We start from the raw sequence: 17333 nt of genomic DNA on the forward strand, positions 1-17333 counted from the left end.
TGGCCCGCCCGGCGGCTCACCCGTCCCTCACCTGCCCTGCCAGGACGGGAGGTCGGCGGCGGCCATCACCGCGCCGTCCTTCCGGTAGAGCACCAGCATGGCGCCGCGCTCGCTCCCGCCGGTCCAGGACAGGTACGAACGGATGATCAGTTCGGTGCGGGAGGGCTGGGAATCCTCCCAGTCGGTGGCGAGGTAGCTGTTGGTGTGCCCGTCCTGCGGCACGTCCCGGGTGGCCCGGGTGATGTGCCCGAGCACGGCACCGCGCTGCTCCGGCGTGCCGTACCGCTCGACGTGCGCGGTGAACTCCGCCGCCACGTCCCGCCCCTCGGCCGGCATCCGGGCCGGGGCCGATCCGCCGCCCGGCGTGCTCCGCGGCGGTTCGGCGGTGCAGGCGGTGCAGACGGTGAGCAGCAGCAGGCCGGCGGCCGCGACGGCGGCGGTGGTGCGGGTCATGACGGTCCTCCCCCGATGGACTACGGGAAGGAGTCTAGGCGGTACGACGAAGGCCGGGATCCCTTGCGGGGTCCCGGCCTTGACGGTGCGTCGGGGACGCTCAGGTGCGGGCCAGGTCGGCGGCGCCGACGATGCCCGCGGCGGAGCCCATGGAGGCGAGCGCCACCTCGGCGCGGGGGCGGTGGACGCCGCCCGTCAGGTACTGCTGGAAGGCCTTGGCGACCGGGTCGAGCAGCAGGTCGCCGGAGTCGGAGACGCCGCCGCCGAGCACGAAGACGGCCGGGTCGAAGAGGGCGGCCAGATCGGCCATGCCGCGGCCCAGCCAGTCGGCCAGCTCGGCGTAGCACTCCAGGGCGAGCGGGTCGCCCTCGGCCGCGGCCTCGGTGATGTGGATGCCGCGGATGGTCTCGGCGACGCCGTCGTTGAGCTCCAGCATCCGGCGGCCGGCCACCGCGTCGGCGGCGGCCTTCTCCCGGCCGTAGCGGCGCAGCGCGCGGCCGGAGCCGTACTGCTCCCAGCAGCCGTGGCCGCCGCAGCCGCAGAGCAGGCCGTCCGGGACCATGTTGAGGTGGCCGATCTCGCCGGCCACGCCGAAGCGGCCGCGGTGCAGCCGGCCGTCGAGGACGATGCCGCCGCCGATGCCGGTGCCGACGGTGATCAGCACCATGTCGGAGTGCTCGGCCGCAGCCCCGAAACGGAACTCGGCCCAGGCCGCGCAGTTGGCGTCGTTCTCCACCACGGTCTCGAGGCCGGTGAGCTCCTCGACCCGGGTCTTGAGCGGCTCGTTCTCCCAGTCGATGTTGGGCGCGAAGATCACCGTGGCGCGCTCGCGGTCGACGAAGCCGGGGGCGCCGACGCCCACGCCGGCCACGTCCGGGTACTGCTCCTTGAGCTCGCGCACCGCCTGGGCGATGGCGTCCACCGCCCACTGGGGGTCGGCCGGGGTGGGGACCCTGGTCCGGGCGAGGATCTCGCCGTTCTCGTCGACCACGCCGGCCGCGATCTTCGTGCCGCCGACATCGACGCCGATGGTCAGAGCCATGTCTCCCTCAGCTATTCACTCGTTCCCGCTGAGCGGAACGGTACCCGCAGAAGGGGGCTCCCGTACACAGTGATTCATACATTATTCGAAGACAATTCCCACTCACGTGGCGATGAGCATTCAGGAGTCGTACGTTTTGCCCCATCCGGTGACGTTACGGAGCCGCGGCTTCACCGGCCAGGATTGGTTGGTTCACTACTTGTCCGACGCTCCGTCGAGGTCGATGTGCTCGGCCTCGGCGCGTCCGGGTGCCGACCAGCGGCGCTCGTGGCCGCTCACCGCCGCCCGGTACGCGGCCAGCAGTTCACCCCCGGCGGCGGCCAGGTGGCCGTAGACCTCGGGGTTCTGCTCGCGCCAGCGGCCCACCGTCTCCTGGGCCTTCTCCCCCACGGCGGCGGCGATCTTCCGGACCTCCTCCACCAGGTCGCTGTCCTGCTGCTCCTCGGCCATCGGGCCCTCCCTCAGTGATGGTTGGCGGCCGACACTACCCGCGCGGCCAGAGATCGTGGTCCGGGGCGAAGCGGACGGAGAGCACCCCGTCGGTGAGCGCGGCACCGCTGACGGTGCAGCGGCGCAGCGCCGAGGGCAGCTCCAGGATCCGGCGGTGGTCGCCGAGGCCCAGCACCAGCTCGTCGCCCCGCCGGACCAGGTCGAGCTCCGTCCGGTCGGCGCCGGGAAGCGTCAGGTGCCAGACCAGCAGACCGTCCTCGGCCAGCCGGTCCTCCACCCACCACGGGTGCTCGGCCACGGCGGGGGCCGCACCCTCGTAGAGCCGGGCGGCCACCGACTCCAGGGTGGGCTCGGGCTGACGGCTGATCAGCAGGGGGACGTCCAACTCCTCCGCCAACGCGGCCAGTTCGTCCCGCTCACGGGCGGCCCGGTCGGCCAGCCAGGGGTCGGCGGAGCCGAGCGCGGAGGCGGGCAGCGCACGGTGGGCGACCACCGCGTCCAGCCGCAGCCGGTGCAGGGCCAGGCCGGCCCGGGCCCGGCGCAGCTCCTGCGGGCGGGGCGAGGCCGCGTCCACCACCAGGCGGACGGTGGTGGACGGGGCCTCGATCACGGCGCGGGCCCCGGCCAGGGCGGCGGCGGCCCGGCCGCGGGCCTCGAACAGCCAGTCGGCGGGCATCGGCACCCCGGCGACGGCGGCCAGCAGCGGGCGCAGCGCCCGGGCGGCCTGGCGCTGCTCCGGCAGCAGCCGGGCCAGGTGACGGTCCAGCTGCTCCGGCAGGGCGAGGGCCGCGATCAGTTCGGCGGGGCGGGGCGCGGCCACCACCAGGACGGCGGCCTCGGCGCGGCGCAGCGCCCCGAGCAGGGCGAGCTGGGCGGTGCCGGGGAGGGCGGTGAGCTCCTCCCGGTCGAGCGGGGTCGCGCCGAGCAGGTCCAGGGCCGGGCCGAGCGCGTCCTGGATCCCGTGCACCGCGTCCCGGAAGGCGGCCTGCGGATCGGTCCGGGCGACCGTCAGGGCGTCGGCGTAGCGGGCGGGTTCGGCGGTGAGGCGCACCCCGAGCAGGGCGTCCATCGCCCGGTGCGGGTCGTCCGCCGCCAGCAGGTGGGTCCGCCGCCCGCGGCCGGCGTGGTGCAGCGCGGTCGCGGCGGCCACCAGCTCGGCGCCGTCACCACTGACCAGGATCGTCCGCATCGGGGTCCTCTCACACGGGAACGGGGGCGCCGGCGAAGGTGGTCACCCCGGGGCGCCGGCGAAAGTGGTCACCCCGGGGGCGCGAGGCTCTGCTGATCTGCGGCTCCGCCGCGGGGCGCGCAGGGGAACGGCACGCGCTGCAACTGGCTCTCGTGCCCCGATCTCGCTCTGGGCCGCCTTCCGGACTCGCGCAGTTCCCCGCGCCCCTGGCCGCCCTGCGGGCGGCAGGCGGCGTCAGCCTTCGACGCGCTTCTTGAGGCCGGCGAGGGCGCGGTCGATGATGACCTTCTCGGCCTTGCGCTTGATCATGCCGAGCATCGGGATCTTGACGTCCACCGCGAGCTGGTAGGTGACGGCGGTGCCCTTCCCGGCCGGGGCCAGGGTGTAGGAGCCGTCCAGGGAGCGGAGCATCTGGCTCTTGACCAGCGTCCAGCTGACCTCGCGGTCGCCGTCCCAGGTGTAGGCGAGCACGTGCTCGTCGCGGATCGCGCCGGCGTCCAGCACCAGGCGGACCTCGGCGGCGCGGCCGTCCTCGACGGTGGAGAGCACCTCCACCTCCTTGACCTCACCGGTCCAGGCGGGGTACGCGGCGAAGTCGGCGATCACGGCCATGACCTCGGCCGGGCTCGCGTCGATGGTGATGCTCGACCTGGTGTGTTCCGCCATGGCACGGCCTCCGCTGTCCTCATTCAGGTGTGCGCCCAGGGAAGGCTATCGCGCCACCGGGAGCCCACCGGCCGCCGGGGCGTCGCCGCAGGTCAAGGGCGCAGGGGCTACCGGCGGGTATCCCTACGCTGTCGTAAGGTGCGAGTCGGGCAGAAACGGAGTACCCGGACGATGTGACGCTTCGAACACCTCGGCGAACAAGTCTGGCCATTCGTCCTACCGGGCAGTAACGTCCTGCCGTCCCGCAGCGTCGCAGACGAGGAGCAGCCTTGCTCGAGTTCAGCAATCCGGCCCGCTACCAGGTACCCAGCGGGGGCAACCTCTCCGACCTGGTCCACCAGAACGCGGAGCGGCACCCGGGCGTCGCGGTCGTCAGCCGCAAGCTGGACGGGCAGTGGACCGACCTGACCGCCACTCAGTTCCTGGCCGAGGTGCACTCCGCCGCCAAGGGCCTGATCGCCGCCGGCGTCGCGCCGGGCGACCGGGTCGGCGTGATGTCGCGCACCCGCTACGAGTGGACCGTGCTGGACTTCGCGATCTGGTGCGCGGGCGCGATCACCGTGCCGGTGTACGAGACCTCCTCCGCCGAGCAGGTGGCCTGGATCCTGGGTGACTCCGGCGCGGTCGCCGTGGTGACCGAGACCGCCGCGCACGCGGCGCTGGTGGAGGGGCTGCGCGAGCGGCTGCCGGAGCTGAAGCACACCTGGCAGATCGAGGACGGCGCGCTGGCCGCGCTGGCCGAGGCGGGCAAGGGGGTCGCCGACACCACCGTGACCGAGCGCCGCTCGACCGCCACCGCCGACTCGATCGCCACCATCGTCTACACCTCGGGCACCACCGGCCGCCCGAAGGGCTGTCAGCTCACCCACGGCAACTTCCTGGCCGAGCTCGGCAACGTGACGGCCCGGATGGAGCCGCTGTTCCGCACCGGCGAGGCCTCGGTGCTGCTCTTCCTGCCGCTGGCCCACGTGCTCGGCCGGATCGCCGAGATCGCCGCCGCGATCGCCCCGATCAAGCTCGGCCACGTCTCCGACATCAAGGACGTCACCGCCGAACTGGCCTCCTTCCGGCCGACGTTGATCCTCGGCGTGCCCCGGGTGTTCGAGAAGGTCTACAACACCGCCCGGGCCAAGGCGCAGGCCGACGGCAAGGGCAAGATCTTCGACAAGGCCGCCGACACCGCCATCGCCTACAGCCGCGCGCTGGACCACGGCGGCGCCTCGCTGGGCCTCAAGGTCAAGCACGCGGTCTTCGACCGGCTGGTCTACCGCAAGCTGCGGGCCGCGCTCGGCGGCCGGGCCACCCACGCCATCTCCGGCGGCGCCCCGCTGGGCGAGCGCCTGGGCCACTTCTACCGGGGCGTCGGCTTCACCGTCCTGGAGGGCTACGGCCTCACCGAGACCTGCGCCGCCACCTCCTTCAACCCGCACGACAGGCCGAAGATCGGCACCGTCGGCCAGCCCCTGCCCGGCTCCTCGGCCCGGATCGCCGAGGACGGCGAGGTGCTGCTGAAGGGTCCTCAGGTCTTCACCGGCTACTGGAACAACCCCGAGGCCACCGCCGAGGCGCTGCGCGACGGCTGGTTCGCCACCGGCGACCTGGGCACCCTGGACGCCGACGGCTACCTGACCATCACCGGACGGAAGAAGGAGATCCTGGTCACCGCGGGCGGCAAGAACGTCGCCCCGGCCGTGATCGAGGACCGGATCCGGGCGCACGCCCTGGTCGGCGAGGTCATGGTGGTCGGCGACCGCAAGCCGTTCATCGCCTGTCTGGTCACCATCGACGAGGACTTCTTCCCGCGCTGGAAGGAGGCCCACGGCAAGCCGGCCGGCGCCACCGTGGCCGAGCTGCGGGACGACGCCGACCTGCTGGCCACCATCCAGTCCGCCGTGGACGACGGCAACCAGGCCGTCTCCCAGGCCGAGGCGGTCAAGAAGTTCCGCATCCTCGACACCGTCTTCTCCGAGGAGACCGGCCACCTGACGCCCTCGCTGAAGCTCAAGCGGAACGTGGTCATGAAGGACTTCGCCGACGAGGTCGAGGGCCTCTACCGGCGCTGACACCCCGCCAGGGGCGCTGCACAGCAGCGCTACTGCTGCGCGAGCAGCGAGGTGAGCCGGCCGGCCAGCAGGTCCCAGCGCCAGGAGCGCTCGACCCAGCGGCGGCCGGCCTCGCCCATGGTGGCGCGCAGCTGAGGGTCCTTCAGCAGCCTGACGATCCGTTCGGCGGCCGCCGCCGGGGAGCCGCCGGGCACCACGTAGCCGCTCTCGCCCTCCAGCACCGCGTCCGGGGCCCCGCCGGAGTCCCCCGCGACCACCGGCAGGCCGGTGGCGCTGGCCTCCAGGTAGACGATGCCCAGGCCCTCCACGTCCAGCCCGCCGCGCCGGGTGCGGCAGGGCATCGCGAAGACGTCCCCGGCCCCGTAGTGCGCGGGCAGTTCGGACCACGGCACGGCGCCGGTGAAGCGGACGGAGGCCGCGACCCCCGGTGCGCTCGGCGAGCTTCTCCAGCTCGCCCCGGTACGGGCCGTCGCCGACGATCAGCAGCACCGCGTCCGGCACGTCGCGCAGGATCTGCGGCAGTGCGGCGATCAACGTGTCCTGCCCCTTGCGCGGCACCAGCCGGGACACGCAGACCACCACCGGACGGTCCGTCAGGCCGAGCGCGGCCCGGACGGCGTCGCCGCCGGAGTCCGGCCGGAAGGTCCCCTCGTCCACGCCGGGCGGCAGCTGCACCATCCGGGCGGCGGCGGCCGGGCCGACCGCCGAGGCGATCCGGGAGCGGGTGTACTCGCCGAGGTAGGTGAGCACGTCGGTGCCCTCGCCGATCCGGCGCAGCAGCTGCCGGGAGGCGGGCAGCTGGGCCCAGGCGGCCTCGTGACCGTGCGTCATGCCGAGCAGCCGTCCGGCCCCCGGCCCGACGCAGCCGGGGGGCCATCAGGCCGAGCGGGGCGGCCGCGCCGAACCAGACCGAGTCGCAGCCCTCGGCCCGCAGGATCTCGGCGGCCCGCCGGGTGACCCGGGGCGTCGGCACCATCATCCTCGTCCGGTCCCGGATCACCGGGAACGGCTGCTCGGCGTCGAACCGGGCCACCTCGGTGCCGTCCCGCCAGGTCGACGCGTAGACCACCACGCTGCCCGGGGGCTGCCGGACGGCCATGTTGTGCACGAACGCCTGGATCCCGCCCGGGCGGGGCGGGAAGTCGTTGGTGACGATCAGGGTCTTCTGCATGTCACGGCTCGCTCGGTCGGGGGGTGCTCGGTGTACCGGTCGGTGGTCCGTACGATAGGTCAACACCCCGGTGCGCCGGGAACGCGACCGGCCGCGCATCCGTTGGCCGATCGGACCTGACGGAGTCTGCGCCCGGCGAGAAGGCCGCAGGCCGGGAGGGCGGACGGGGGCCGGGGTGGACGGGCGCGGTGCGCGCACGCGTGGACGAGGGAGTGCGGTGGAGTTGGTCCCGGCCGGGAGCACCGGTCTGAGCGCGGTCGAGCGCGCCCCCCGTACCCGCGAACGGTTCGCCGAGGCCGGCCGGAGGTGCGCTGTGGGCGCTGGCCGGCGGCTGGCTGGCCACCCGGACGCTGCTCGTCCTGATCGTGACCGGAGTGCTCCGGATCGCCGCCACCGACGTCACCGCCGACGTGTCGGTGATCTACCACGGCTGGTACCAGGTGCTGCAGACCGGCACCTTCCCGCTGGACGACGTCACCTGGCAGTACCCGCCCGGCGCCGCCCTGGTGATCCTGCTGCCGGGGCTGCTGCCCTGGTCCTACCTGGTGTCCTTCTGGGTGCTCTGCGCGGTCTTCGACGCCGTCACCATGGTGCTGCTGACGCGGGCCGGGACCAGGCGCGGCCGGAGCTTCTCCGGAGCCTGGGTCTGGGTGGCCGGGGTTCCGCTGCTGGGGCCGACGGTCTACTGCCGCTACGACATCCTGGTGACCGCCCTGGCGGTGGCCGGGCTGCTGGTGCTGCTGCGCCGCCCGGGCCTGGGCGGGGCGCTGCTCGGCCTCGGCGGGCTGGTGAAGGTCTGGCCGGTGCTGGCCCTGCTCGGCACCCCGAAGGGCCGCCGCACCCGGCGCTCCTGGACGGCGGCGATCGCCTCGTTCAGCGCGCTCGGCTTCCTGCTCACGGCGGGGATGAACGGTGCCTTCGAGTTCCTCAAGTTCCAGCGCGACCGGGGCATCGAGGTGGAGTCGCTCGGCGCGCTGCCGCTGCACTACGCCCGGATCTTCGGCGGCTGGCAGGGCGAGGTGAAGATGAACTACGGCTCGGTGGAGATGCTCGGGCCGTGGGTGCCGGTGATCACCAAGCTGGCGCTGGCCGCCTCGGTCGGCGGCTTCGGCTGGCTGCTGTTCTGGCGGCTGCGGGCCCGCCGCTGGACCTCGGCCACCACCTACGACGCGGCGCTCGCGGCGCTGCTGGTCTTCACCGTGACCAGCCGGGTGATCAGCCCGCAGTACATGGTCTGGATCGTCGGCGTCGCGGCCGTCTGCCTGACCGTGCGCGGCACCAGCCAGCGGCCGGTGGCGGTGCTGGTCCTGGTCACCACGCTGCTGACCATGCTGGAGTTCCCGATCCTGTTCGGCCAGGTCGTCGCCAGCGAGCCCTGGGGCGTGGCCGTCCTGACGGCGCGGAACCTGACGCTGCTGGCCGCCGCGGTGCTCTCCTGCCGTCGCCTCTGGCTCTCCACCAAGGTCCCGGGGCAGACCAGGACCCTGGTGCTGCCGCCGCGCGCCCTGGAGCCGGCCGCCCCCGCCGGCTACCCGGTGCGGCCCGGCATCGCCTACGAGCAGGACCTGCTGGACGACGTCGACAAGCCCGCCGTCCCGCGCTGACTGGTACTCGCCCGCTCGCCTCCGGGCGCGGCTCGGGGCGCCCTTCGGCTCGGGGCGTGTCAGTGCGCGAAGCGCTGGTGCAGGTCGTCGGCCCACAGGCGGGTGAACTCGTCCAGACCGAGGCCGAGGGTGGTGCGCAGCAGGCCGTCCAGCCACTCCTCGCGGGTGGTGGCCGGGCCCGCCGCGGCGTTCGCGCGGTAGAGGGCGACCAGCCGGCGCTCGCCGAAGCGGCGGACCATCAGGTCGCAGGCGGACCAGGCCAGTTCGTAGGCCAGCGCGATCCCGGTGGCCCCGGCCGTGAAGTCGGCGTCGGCGGGCAGCTTCGGGGAGAAGCCCCGGGCCGCGGCGGCCTTCGCCAGTTCGGGGGCGATCTGCTGCGGGGTGCGGTCGGTGCCCCGGTAGCCGGTGTGGTCGGCCACGCCCTCGGAGAGCCAGAGCGGGGTCCACGGCTTGGTGTCGGCGCGGGTGGCCACGTGGGTGATCTCGTGCGCGGTGACCACCCGGCGGCCCAGGTCGCTCAGGCCCGTGTAGGCCTGCGGGTTGATCAGGATCCGGTCGGCCGGGGTGCGCACCGGGGCCCCGGCCGCGGCGGTGGTGACGGCGGCTATCCCGGCGTACTGCCCGGCGGGGGTGCCGAGCAGCCGGTCGAACTGCTCGGTGGTGGCCGGGTGGCCGATCAGCAGCTTCCCGGGCCAGCCCGCGCCCCAGACCTCACCGACCAGCGGCACCGCCTGGTCGGCGGCGGCCGCCGTCCGGGCCAGCTCGGCCGGGGCGGCCTGGCCGAACACCAGGCAGTGCCGGCCCGGCGCCACCGAGACCGGGCCGAGGTCCCAGGGGGCGGCGGGGCCCTCGGGCTGCTCCTGCGTCAGCCGCCAGCCTCCGGTGCCCCGTTCGAAGGAGAGCCGGCGCCGCAGCACCGCCGGGTACTCGTCGTACTCCGCGACCCGCCAGCCGAGCTCGGCCGTGAGGGTCACGCCGGTGCCCGCCGGCTCCGTGAACTCGGTGATGCGGTAGGAGAGTTCGGCCAGCGGAAGATCGGCCAGCCGGCGCAGCGCGGCCTGCCCGGCCTCCCCCGCGGGCAGCGCGGCCGCGTCGTGCCGCAGCAGCGCGCGGGCGCGGTCGGCCAGCAGCGCCTCCAGCTCGGGCCGGACGGCGGGCACGGTGGCCGCCGCCGTCGGTCCGGAGAACACCGGGGGCGGCCGACCGGCCGCGGGGCGGGGAGAGCTGCACCAGCCCGGCGGCCGCGAGCAGCAGCGCGGCCCGGCGGGAGAGCGGCGGGGCGGAGCCGGACGCACTCCGGCCACCGGCTGCTGTCATACCCGGACGACTCCGGTGACGGGCATCGCGTTGACGCTCTCGTAGCGCACCCGGGCGCCGGGGTAGGGCGCGTGCACCACGACACCGCCGCCGGCGTACATGCCGACGTGGTGCATATCCCTGTAGAAGATCACCAGGTCTCCCGGGCGGGCGTCGGCCAGGCTGATCCGCTGGCCCGCGTTGGCTTGCTGCTGCGAGGTCCGCGGCAGGGTCACTCCGGCCTGCCGCCAGCTCCAGTACATCAGACCCGAGCAGTCGAAGGTGCGGGGGCCGGTGGAACCGTACACGTAGGGCGAGCCGATCTTGCTGGCGGCGGCGGCCAGCGCGGCGGCGGCCCGGCCGGAGGCGGCCGGGAGGTTGCCGAGGTCCACCCGCTCCCCGCCGCGGGCCGCGCGGCGCTCGGCGTCCCGGGCGTCGTCCGCCTGGAGCCGGGCCCGCTCGGTGGCGCCCAGACCGTTCAGCAGCCGCTGCGCCTTGGCCAGGCGCTGGCGGATCTCCTGCTTGCTCTCCGCCAGGGTGCGCCGCACCGACTCCAGCTCGGCCAGCTTGGCCGAGGTCTCGGCGCGGCGCTGGTCCAGCCGGCGCTGACGGTCGATCACCTGGCGCAGGGTGTCGTTCTGCCGTTCGCTGACCTGGTCCAGGGTGCGGGCCCGGTAGAGGTAGCCGGCCGGGTCGGAGTCCAGCATCAGCTGCACGGCCGGGTCGATGCCGCCCGCCCGGTACTGGGCGGCGGCCACCGAACCGAGGTCGGAGCGCAGCCGGTTGAGCTCCTCCTGGGCGGCGGCCACCTGGTCCTGGAGGGTGCCGGTCTCGGCCTGCAGGACGCGCTGCTGCTCCTGGGCGGCGTTGGCGCGCTCGGAGGCCTGCTCGGCCTCCTCGTAGATCTGGTCGACCTGGGCCTTGACGTCCTTGCGCGAGGTCGGCTCGGCCGGGGCGCCGGGCGCGGCGGCCGCGCCCCCGGCCGCCGCCACGCCGAGCACCGTGGTGGCGGCGGCGGTGAGCACCAGCGCGCGGGTCAGCCGGCGGGCGGCCGGCAGGGGGGAACGAGACACGGCGGCGGCTCCTGTGCGGCCGGGCCACCGCCGCCGACCAGGTGGGCGGGCGTCCTGACGGAGGTCCGGGGGCAGACGTTAGCGAGTCGCGGCGATCTAGTCCAAACCCCTACAGGGACGAATATTTGACCACTAATCGGACAGCTGATCCACCGTCGGGAAACGCCGCAGGCCCGGCACGGGGCCGGGCCTGCGGGCTGTAGGACGTTCGGGTGGGTCAGACCCGGACGATCGCGTTGATCGGCATCACCGTGGCGGACTCGTGCCGGACCAGGGTGCCGGTGCGCGGGGCGTGCACGATCTGGCCGCCGCCGACGTACAGGCCGACGTGGTGCCGGTCGCCGTAGTAGATGATCAGGTCGCCGGGCTTGGCGTCGGCGATGTTGGTGCCGATGTTGGTGCCGGCGCCGGCCTGCGACTGCGAGGTGCGCGGCAGCGAGATCCCGGCCTTCTTGAACGACCAGACCATCAGGCCGGAGCAGTCGAAGGAGTCCGGGCCGGTGTCGCCCCAGCCGTAGGGCTTGCCGATCTGCGCCTCGGCGGCGGCGACCACGGTCGCGGCGAAGGAGCCGGCCGGGAGGGAGCTCAGGTCGGTGCGGCTCTCCGAACGGGAGGCGCGCTCGTCACCGCCGGAGGACTGCGGCTTGGCCGCGGCGGCCTTGGCGCTCGCCTCGGCGGCGGCCTTCTGCTCGGCCTCGCGGATCTTCTGCTTCTCGGCCGCGTCCAGCGAGTCGTACAGGGCCTGGGCCTTCGCCAACTTGCCCTGGACGTCCTCCTTCTGGGCCTTCAGCTGCTGGCTGGTCTTCTCCAGGTCGGCCAGCTTGCCCTGGGTCTCGGCCTTCTGCTGGTCGAGCTTGTCCTGCTCGGTCTTCAGCTGCTTCAGCGCGTCGGCCTGCGAGACGCCGACCTGGTTGATCGCACCGGCCTGGCCGAGGAAGGCGTCCGGGCTGCTGGAGAGCATCAGCTGGACGGTCGGGGATATCCCACCGCTGCGGTACTGCTCGGCGGCGATCTCACCGAGGCTGGCCTGGAGGGCGTTCACCTGCTCCTGACCGCGCGCCACCTCGTCCTGGAGGTGGCCGACCTGGGTCTGCAGGGCCTGCTGCTTCTCGGTGTTCGCGTTGAACTGCTCGGTCGTGACCTCGGCCTGCTCGTTGAGCTGGTCGATCTGGCTCTTGACCTCGTCCTTGGAGGGCTGCGGGTCGGCGTGCGCTCCGGTCTGGCTGGAGAGGACCACGGCGGCGGCAGCGGCGGCCGTCATGATCGAGACGCGGGTACGACTGGCAGGCTTGGGACGACGATGGGACGCCACGAAGGCGGGCTCCTTCTTCCTACGTCCGCCTACCGGGTGAGCTGACGGGTTCGGGCTGGAAGGTAGCCCTACGACGTCTCACCCCCGCACCGTCTCGCGACGGACCGGCCGGCCTGACGCCGATTCACCCCGAGGAACGTGGTTCCCCGGCTCCGATCGGCAGCCACCCCCTCGGGGGTCCCCTGTCGGGCAGTCAACTCTCCCTGCCCCGCTGCGTCTCGAACTCGGCGGTAACCACCGCCGCCGCCCAGGCTGGACGATCGACAGTGCGGTGGTTCGACAATGACCCTAGTAACCCAACCGTGATCGGTTCAAATCCTTGTAAGAAAAAAGACGGAAGAAAGTCCAAGTGCATTTGTGATTGCGACCGACCGTGATCACGAATGCACGGTGAGCTGAGATTTCGCCCTCCGGAGACGACGGAGGGCCCGCCGGAGGTGTCCCACATCACAGCGGGATTCCGGCGGGCCCGGGCGTGTCACGGGGCGTCAGTTGCCCCGGCTCACACCAGATGTCCGTTATGCCGTGCTCGGCTGACCGGCCGTCAGACGCGGCGGATGGTCTTGATCGGCATCACGTTGGCGGGGGCCACCTTGACCACGTCACCGGTGCGCGGCGCGTGCACCATCATGCCGTTGCCGATGTACATGCCGACGTGGTGCGCGTCGCTGTGATAGATGATCAGGTCGCCCGGCTGGGCGTTGGCCACGTCGTTGCCCACGTTGGTGCCGACGCTGGCCTGCGACTGCGAGGTGCGCGGCAGCGAGACGCCGGCCTGCGCGTAGGCCCAGACCATCAGGCCGGAGCAGTCGAAGTTGTTCGGGCCGGTGGCGCCCCAGACGTACGCGCGGCCCTGCTTGCTGAGCGCGGCGTTCATCGCGACGCCCGCGTAGCCGGCGGCCGGCGGCAGGGTGCTCGGGTCGATCCGGGTGGCACCGCGGGAGGAGCGGTCGCCGCTGGTGATGGCGGCGCGGTCGGCGGCGCTCAGCTGGTTGAGGAGGTTCTTGGCCTCCTGCAGCTTGCGCTGGACCTCGTTCTTGGAGTCGTTCAGGGCCTTGGTGTTGCGGTCCAGCTCGGCCAGCACCGAGGCGGCCTCGGCCTTCTGCTGGTCCAGCCGGCGCTGCTGGTCCTGGAGCGAGCGCAGGGTCTGCGCCTGGGTCTGGTTGACCTGGTCGGCGCTGGAGGCCTTGCTCAGGTAGCCGTCCGGGTCGGAGGCGAGCATCAGCGCCACCGACGGGTCGACCCCGCCGTTGCGGTACTCGTCCGCCGCCACGGCGGCCAGGCCGGTCTGGAGCTGCGTCATCTGCTCCTGGCCGCGGGCCACCTGGTCCTGCAGCTGGTCGGCCTGCTTGCGCAGCTGGTCGGCCCGCTCCTTGGCGCCGTTGTAGCGCTCGGCGGCCTGCTCGCCCTCTTCGTAGAGCTTGTCGACCTGGGCCTTGACCTCGTCCTTGGTCGGCTTCGCGGGGGCCGCGTAGGCACCGGACTGGGCGGAGACGGCGACCGCGGTCGCAGCGGCGGCGGTGAGCACGATGACCCGTGCGCGGCTCGGCTGCTTGGGACGGCGGTGGGAAGCCAAGGTGACGAACTCCTTCAGCACTCCTGGACGCCCACCCGTTCGAGCGATAGTCCAGAAAATAGGTTTGACGCCTGACCCTAGTGAGTCAGGAGCCGTCGCGCCACTCCCCTACCGGGACGAACTTCCCTACGCACAGCGGCTTTCACGAGACGGACACAAACGCGCCACGCTCCCCTGACCGGACATCAGAAGAGTTCACGGCCTGGACAGCCGCCGGAGCAGCAGCATCGAGGAGACCGGGCGCGCACCCGCCTTCTTCACGCCGTCCGCCACCTCCTTGTCGGTGGAGACCACCACCACCGGCCGCCCCTGCGGCTCGGCCCGCACCAGCTGGCGGATCAGCTCGTCCGCCGTCTCGCCGGTCCGGCTGAACCGCACCCGCACCCCGCGCGGCGGCGCCATGATGACCGGAGCGTCCAGGTCCTGACCGTCGAACACGCAGGTCACCTCGGCCTGGGTGCGCTGGGCCAGCATCGCCAGCCCGCCCAGCAGCCGCATCCGCTGCTGCTCCAGCGGCAGCGTCGGGTACCCGGTCTTCGTCACGTTGTAGCCGTCTCACCACCAGGTGCACCTGAGGGATCGCCAGCAACTGGTCCAGCAGCGCCGGATCGTCCTCGGCCAGCGCCCGCCGGGCCACGTCGTGCGGCGAGGCCGAGCCCGGTACCACCGCGTCCACCAGATCGGCGGGATGGAGCTGCGTCACCGGCAGCGCCAGCTCCCGCTGGAGGCCCTGGGCCGACTGCAGCACCGTGTCCAGCAGCAGCCGCAGCCGCATGTCCTCGACGCTGCGGCCCTCCCGGACCGAACGGCGGCCGGTCTCCAGCGCGCCCTCCAGCTCGGTGATCCGGTGCCGCAGCCGCCGGGACTCCGCCTCGGCGGCGCTCAGCTCGGCGGACGCGGCGGCCCTGGCCTCCGCCAACTCGGCCTGCGCCTTGCGGGCCTCGGCCTGCGCCCGCCGGGTGTCGCTCTCCAGGCTCCGCACCTTCTTGCGCAGCGACTCCGCCTCGCGCCGCACCCCCTCGCCCTCGGCGCGCTGCCGGTCGAGGTCGGCCCGGGCGTGGGCCCTGGCCTCCGCCAGCTCCTCCTGGAGCTTCTCCACCAGCCGCTCGGCCTCGGCCGCCGCCCCCTCGGCGCCGGCCCGCTCGGCCAGCTCCCCGGCCTCCGCCACCAGCGCGGCCCAGCCGGCCGGGCGGACCAGGTAGGCGGCGGCGGCCACGTCCATCGGATCGGCCGCTCCCGGCACACTGCCCGACTCCAGCGCCTTCACCAGATCGGGCTGGCCCAGCCGCAGGCGTTCGGCTATCCGCTGCCGGAAGGCCGGGTCCGCCTCCAGCGCGGCGGCCAGCGCGGTGGCCGCGTACTTGGCCCGGCGGGCGGGGGTGAACTTGGCGTACTGCCGCAGCGAGGCCGGGAGTTCACCGGCGGGGAGGCCGCCGAGGGCGTCGGCGGCGATGCCCACCACGCGGTGGCGGACGCCCTCCGGGAGCGGACGGCCCAACTGCTCACCGTGGGGCTGCTCGGCGTCCTGCGGAATGGGGCCCTCGACGGTGGGGCCCGCGGTGGTGGGGGCCCCGGTGGTGGGGTCCTCGGACGCGGCGGCCGCAGGGGCCGGCCCCGCCGGGGGTCGCTGCCCCTGCGGTTCGGCTGTCCCCCTGGCTGCGTCCACCACGTCCTCGGCTCCGATCCTGCTGCGCGGGGTCCGCACGGCCGGTTGCCGCTGCCCTCAAACACACCGCTCTCTGCAATTGTCGCGGGTACCGTGCCCCGGCCCGACACGCGCCACACGCCGGGCGGGCCGGGGCACCCGCGATCTCAGGAGTCCTGCTGCTCCGCGGCGGCGTCCTCCGCCCCCGGACGGGCCACCAGCTCGACCTGGTCGACCGCGTTGCACCAGCGGCAGCGGACCGACTCGACGGTCTCGGCGAGCACCTCGGTCTCCTCCACCTTGGACTCACCGGCCAGGTCGAAGTGGAGGAACTCCACCGTCCGGGCGGAGCGGGTCACGTCGAAGCGGGTGAGGTTGCCGCAGAGCGTGCAACGCCAGCGGGTCTCGGCGGTGGGGAGCGCGATGGTCATGTGCCAAGTCCTCTCGTTGGTGCCGCGCGATCGGCGGTCACCCAGGGTCCGGGAGGCCAAGCCTATTGCCTGGCCGGGTGCCCGCGGACCGGGCGTCCGCGATCCGGTCCGACGGATTACGGCCCGCCCCGCGGGTCCCCCACATGCAGCAGGCCCGGGTGTGCCGGACCGGCCCCGGAGGAATGCCTGCACCCATGGCCACCCCCGTCCTGGTCCCGCCCGGCACCCGCGACCTCCGCCCGCCGGAACGGGTCCCCGTGGTCACCTGGACGCTGATCGGCCTGAGCCTGCTGGTCCTGCTGGTCTCCCCCAGCGCCGGCCTCAACCCCCGCTACGGCACCGGCCCGGCCCGGGTCTGCGCCGAGCAGCGCTACGAACAGCGCTGGGGGGCCGTCCCCGCCGAGCTGCTGGCGAACCGTCCGCTGACGCAGGACCGGCTCCGGCAGCTGCCGCCCGCGTCGGCGGACTGCCCGCCGCCGGTGCCCTCGCCGCACAAGCTGGTGCTGCTCTCGCCGCTGACCGGTCTGTTCGTGCACGCCGGGTGGGCGCACCTGCTGGGCAACCTGCTCTTCCTCTTCGTCTTCGGGCCGGGGGTGGAGCAGCGGTTCGGGCGGGTCAGGTTCCTGCTCGGCTACCTGATGGTGGGTCACCTCGCCACCTACGGCTGGGCGCTCGCGCAGACCGGCGGGCCCGAGTCGGTCCGCGCCCTGGTCGGGGCCTCCGGGGCGATCGCCGGAGTGCTCGGCGCCTACCTGCGGCTGTACCCGAGGGCGCGGGTCACCGCGCTGGTGCCGGTGCTGCTCTTCCTGCCGCTGCGGTTCCCGGCCTGGCTGGTGCTCGGGCTCTGGTTCCTGCTCCAGTGGCTCTCGGTCCGCCAGGGGGGCACCGGCGTGGCCTACGCGGTCCACGTCATCGGCTTCGCCGCCGGGTACCTGGGCACCTGGGCGGCCGTTACGCTGACCCGGAACCAACGGACAGGAGCTTCAGAGTGATCACCGCGATCGTGCTCATCAGGACCAGCGTCGACCGGATCCCCGAGATCGCCGAGGAGATCGCGGCCATCGAGGGCGTCAGCGAGGTCTACTCCGTGACCGGCGGCTACGACCTCGTCGCCATGGTCCGGGTCCGCCACCACGACGACCTCGCCGCCGTCATTCCGGCCAAGGTCAACAAGATCCCCGGCGTCCAGCACACCGAGACCCAGATCGCCTTCCGCACCTACTCCAAGCACGACCTCGAAGCGGCGTTCGCCCTCGGGCTCGACTGACGTACGGAGCCTCGGCAGGGCAAGCGCTCAGGGGCGCGAGGAACTGCGCGGGTACGGAAGGCGGCTCACCTGCAGCTGAGGGCACGTCAGCCAGT

14 protein-coding genes, 2 pseudogenes and 1 riboswitch are annotated in these 17333 nt (G+C 73.5%); of the genes and pseudogenes, 4 read left to right on the forward strand and 12 right to left on the reverse strand.

Going from position 1 to position 17333, the window contains the following annotated elements; all coding sequences use genetic code 11:
- Positions 1-27 precede the first annotated feature (27 nt).
- The 5 genes from ABD946_RS03100 to ABD946_RS03120 form a co-directional block, all read right to left on the reverse strand.
- Positions 28-453, reverse strand: coding sequence for a hypothetical protein (locus ABD946_RS03100; RefSeq protein WP_345279803.1), 426 nt, complete (start codon positions 451-453; stop codon positions 28-30).
- Between the two features lie 100 nt (positions 454-553).
- Positions 554-1495 (reverse strand): ROK family glucokinase, encoded by a 942-nt coding sequence (locus ABD946_RS03105; protein ID WP_345279805.1) that lies wholly within the window; start codon positions 1493-1495, stop codon positions 554-556.
- Between the two features lie 195 nt (positions 1496-1690).
- Positions 1691-1945, reverse strand: coding sequence for a DUF5304 family protein (locus tag ABD946_RS42395; RefSeq protein ID WP_380150209.1), 255 nt, complete (start codon positions 1943-1945; stop codon positions 1691-1693).
- 34 nt (positions 1946-1979) lie between these two features.
- Positions 1980-3134, reverse strand: coding sequence for an ArsA family ATPase (locus ABD946_RS03115; protein ID WP_345279807.1), 1155 nt, complete (start codon positions 3132-3134; stop codon positions 1980-1982).
- A 234-nt stretch (positions 3135-3368) separates the two neighbouring features.
- The gene (locus ABD946_RS03120) at positions 3369-3800 is read right to left on the reverse strand and encodes an SRPBCC family protein (protein WP_345279809.1); all 432 of its coding nucleotides are present in this window, start codon (positions 3798-3800) and stop codon (positions 3369-3371) included.
- 269 nt (positions 3801-4069) lie between these two features.
- Between ABD946_RS03120 and ABD946_RS03125 the strand changes: the two genes are divergently transcribed.
- Positions 4070-5863, forward strand: coding sequence for an AMP-dependent synthetase/ligase (locus tag ABD946_RS03125; RefSeq protein WP_345279811.1), 1794 nt, complete (start codon positions 4070-4072; stop codon positions 5861-5863).
- Positions 5864-5892: 29 nt separating this feature from the next.
- Here the strand turns inward: ABD946_RS03125 and ABD946_RS03130 are convergent.
- A pseudogene (locus tag ABD946_RS03130) lies at positions 5893-7034 on the reverse strand (glycosyltransferase family 4 protein).
- Positions 7035-7399: 365 nt separating this feature from the next.
- Between ABD946_RS03130 and ABD946_RS03135 the strand changes: the two are divergent.
- On the forward strand, positions 7400-8638 hold the full coding sequence (locus ABD946_RS03135) for a glycosyltransferase 87 family protein (protein ID WP_345279813.1): 1239 nt from the start codon (positions 7400-7402) through the stop codon (positions 8636-8638).
- 59 nt (positions 8639-8697) lie between these two features.
- Here ABD946_RS03135 and ABD946_RS03140 read toward each other — a convergent pair whose 3' ends face one another.
- The 6 genes and pseudogenes from ABD946_RS03140 to ABD946_RS03165 all read right to left on the reverse strand — a co-directional run bounded on the left by ABD946_RS03140 (position 8698) and on the right by ABD946_RS03165 (position 15971).
- On the reverse strand, positions 8698-9828 hold the full coding sequence (locus ABD946_RS03140; RefSeq protein ID WP_345279815.1) for a hypothetical protein: 1131 nt from the start codon (positions 9826-9828) through the stop codon (positions 8698-8700).
- A 123-nt stretch (positions 9829-9951) separates the two neighbouring features.
- Positions 9952-11007, reverse strand: a complete 1056-nt coding sequence (locus ABD946_RS03145) for a C40 family peptidase (RefSeq protein ID WP_345279817.1) — start codon at positions 11005-11007, stop codon at positions 9952-9954.
- A 217-nt stretch (positions 11008-11224) separates the two neighbouring features.
- Entirely contained in the window at positions 11225-12268 is a 1044-nt protein-coding gene (locus ABD946_RS03150) for a C40 family peptidase (RefSeq protein ID WP_345279819.1), read from the reverse strand.
- Positions 12269-12329: 61 nt separating this feature from the next.
- A riboswitch (cyclic di-AMP (ydaO/yuaA leader) is annotated at positions 12330-12491 on the reverse strand.
- A gap of 372 nt (positions 12492-12863) precedes the next feature.
- Entirely contained in the window at positions 12864-13895 is a 1032-nt protein-coding gene (locus ABD946_RS03155) for a C40 family peptidase (protein ID WP_345279821.1), read from the reverse strand.
- A 195-nt stretch (positions 13896-14090) separates the two neighbouring features.
- Positions 14091-15429: pseudogene (locus ABD946_RS03160) on the reverse strand (NYN domain-containing protein).
- 278 nt (positions 15430-15707) lie between these two features.
- Positions 15708-15971 carry a hypothetical protein gene (locus tag ABD946_RS03165; protein WP_345279823.1) on the reverse strand — a complete coding sequence of 88 codons (264 nt, stop codon included), beginning with the start codon at positions 15969-15971 and terminating at the stop codon, positions 15708-15710.
- Positions 15972-16165: 194 nt separating this feature from the next.
- Between ABD946_RS03165 and ABD946_RS03170 the strand changes: the two genes are divergently transcribed.
- Positions 16166-16963 carry a rhomboid family intramembrane serine protease gene (locus tag ABD946_RS03170; RefSeq protein ID WP_345279825.1) on the forward strand — a complete coding sequence of 266 codons (798 nt, stop codon included), beginning with the start codon at positions 16166-16168 and terminating at the stop codon, positions 16961-16963.
- Positions 16960-17238 carry an Lrp/AsnC family transcriptional regulator gene (locus ABD946_RS03175; protein WP_345279827.1) on the forward strand — a complete coding sequence of 93 codons (279 nt, stop codon included), beginning with the start codon at positions 16960-16962 and terminating at the stop codon, positions 17236-17238. The genes ABD946_RS03170 and ABD946_RS03175 overlap by 4 nt, the downstream gene beginning before the upstream one ends.
- The last annotated feature ends 95 nt before the right edge of the window (positions 17239-17333 follow it).

The organism is Kitasatospora albolonga (assembly GCF_039535905.1).
GTDB lineage: Bacteria > Actinomycetota > Actinomycetes > Streptomycetales > Streptomycetaceae > Kitasatospora > Kitasatospora albolonga.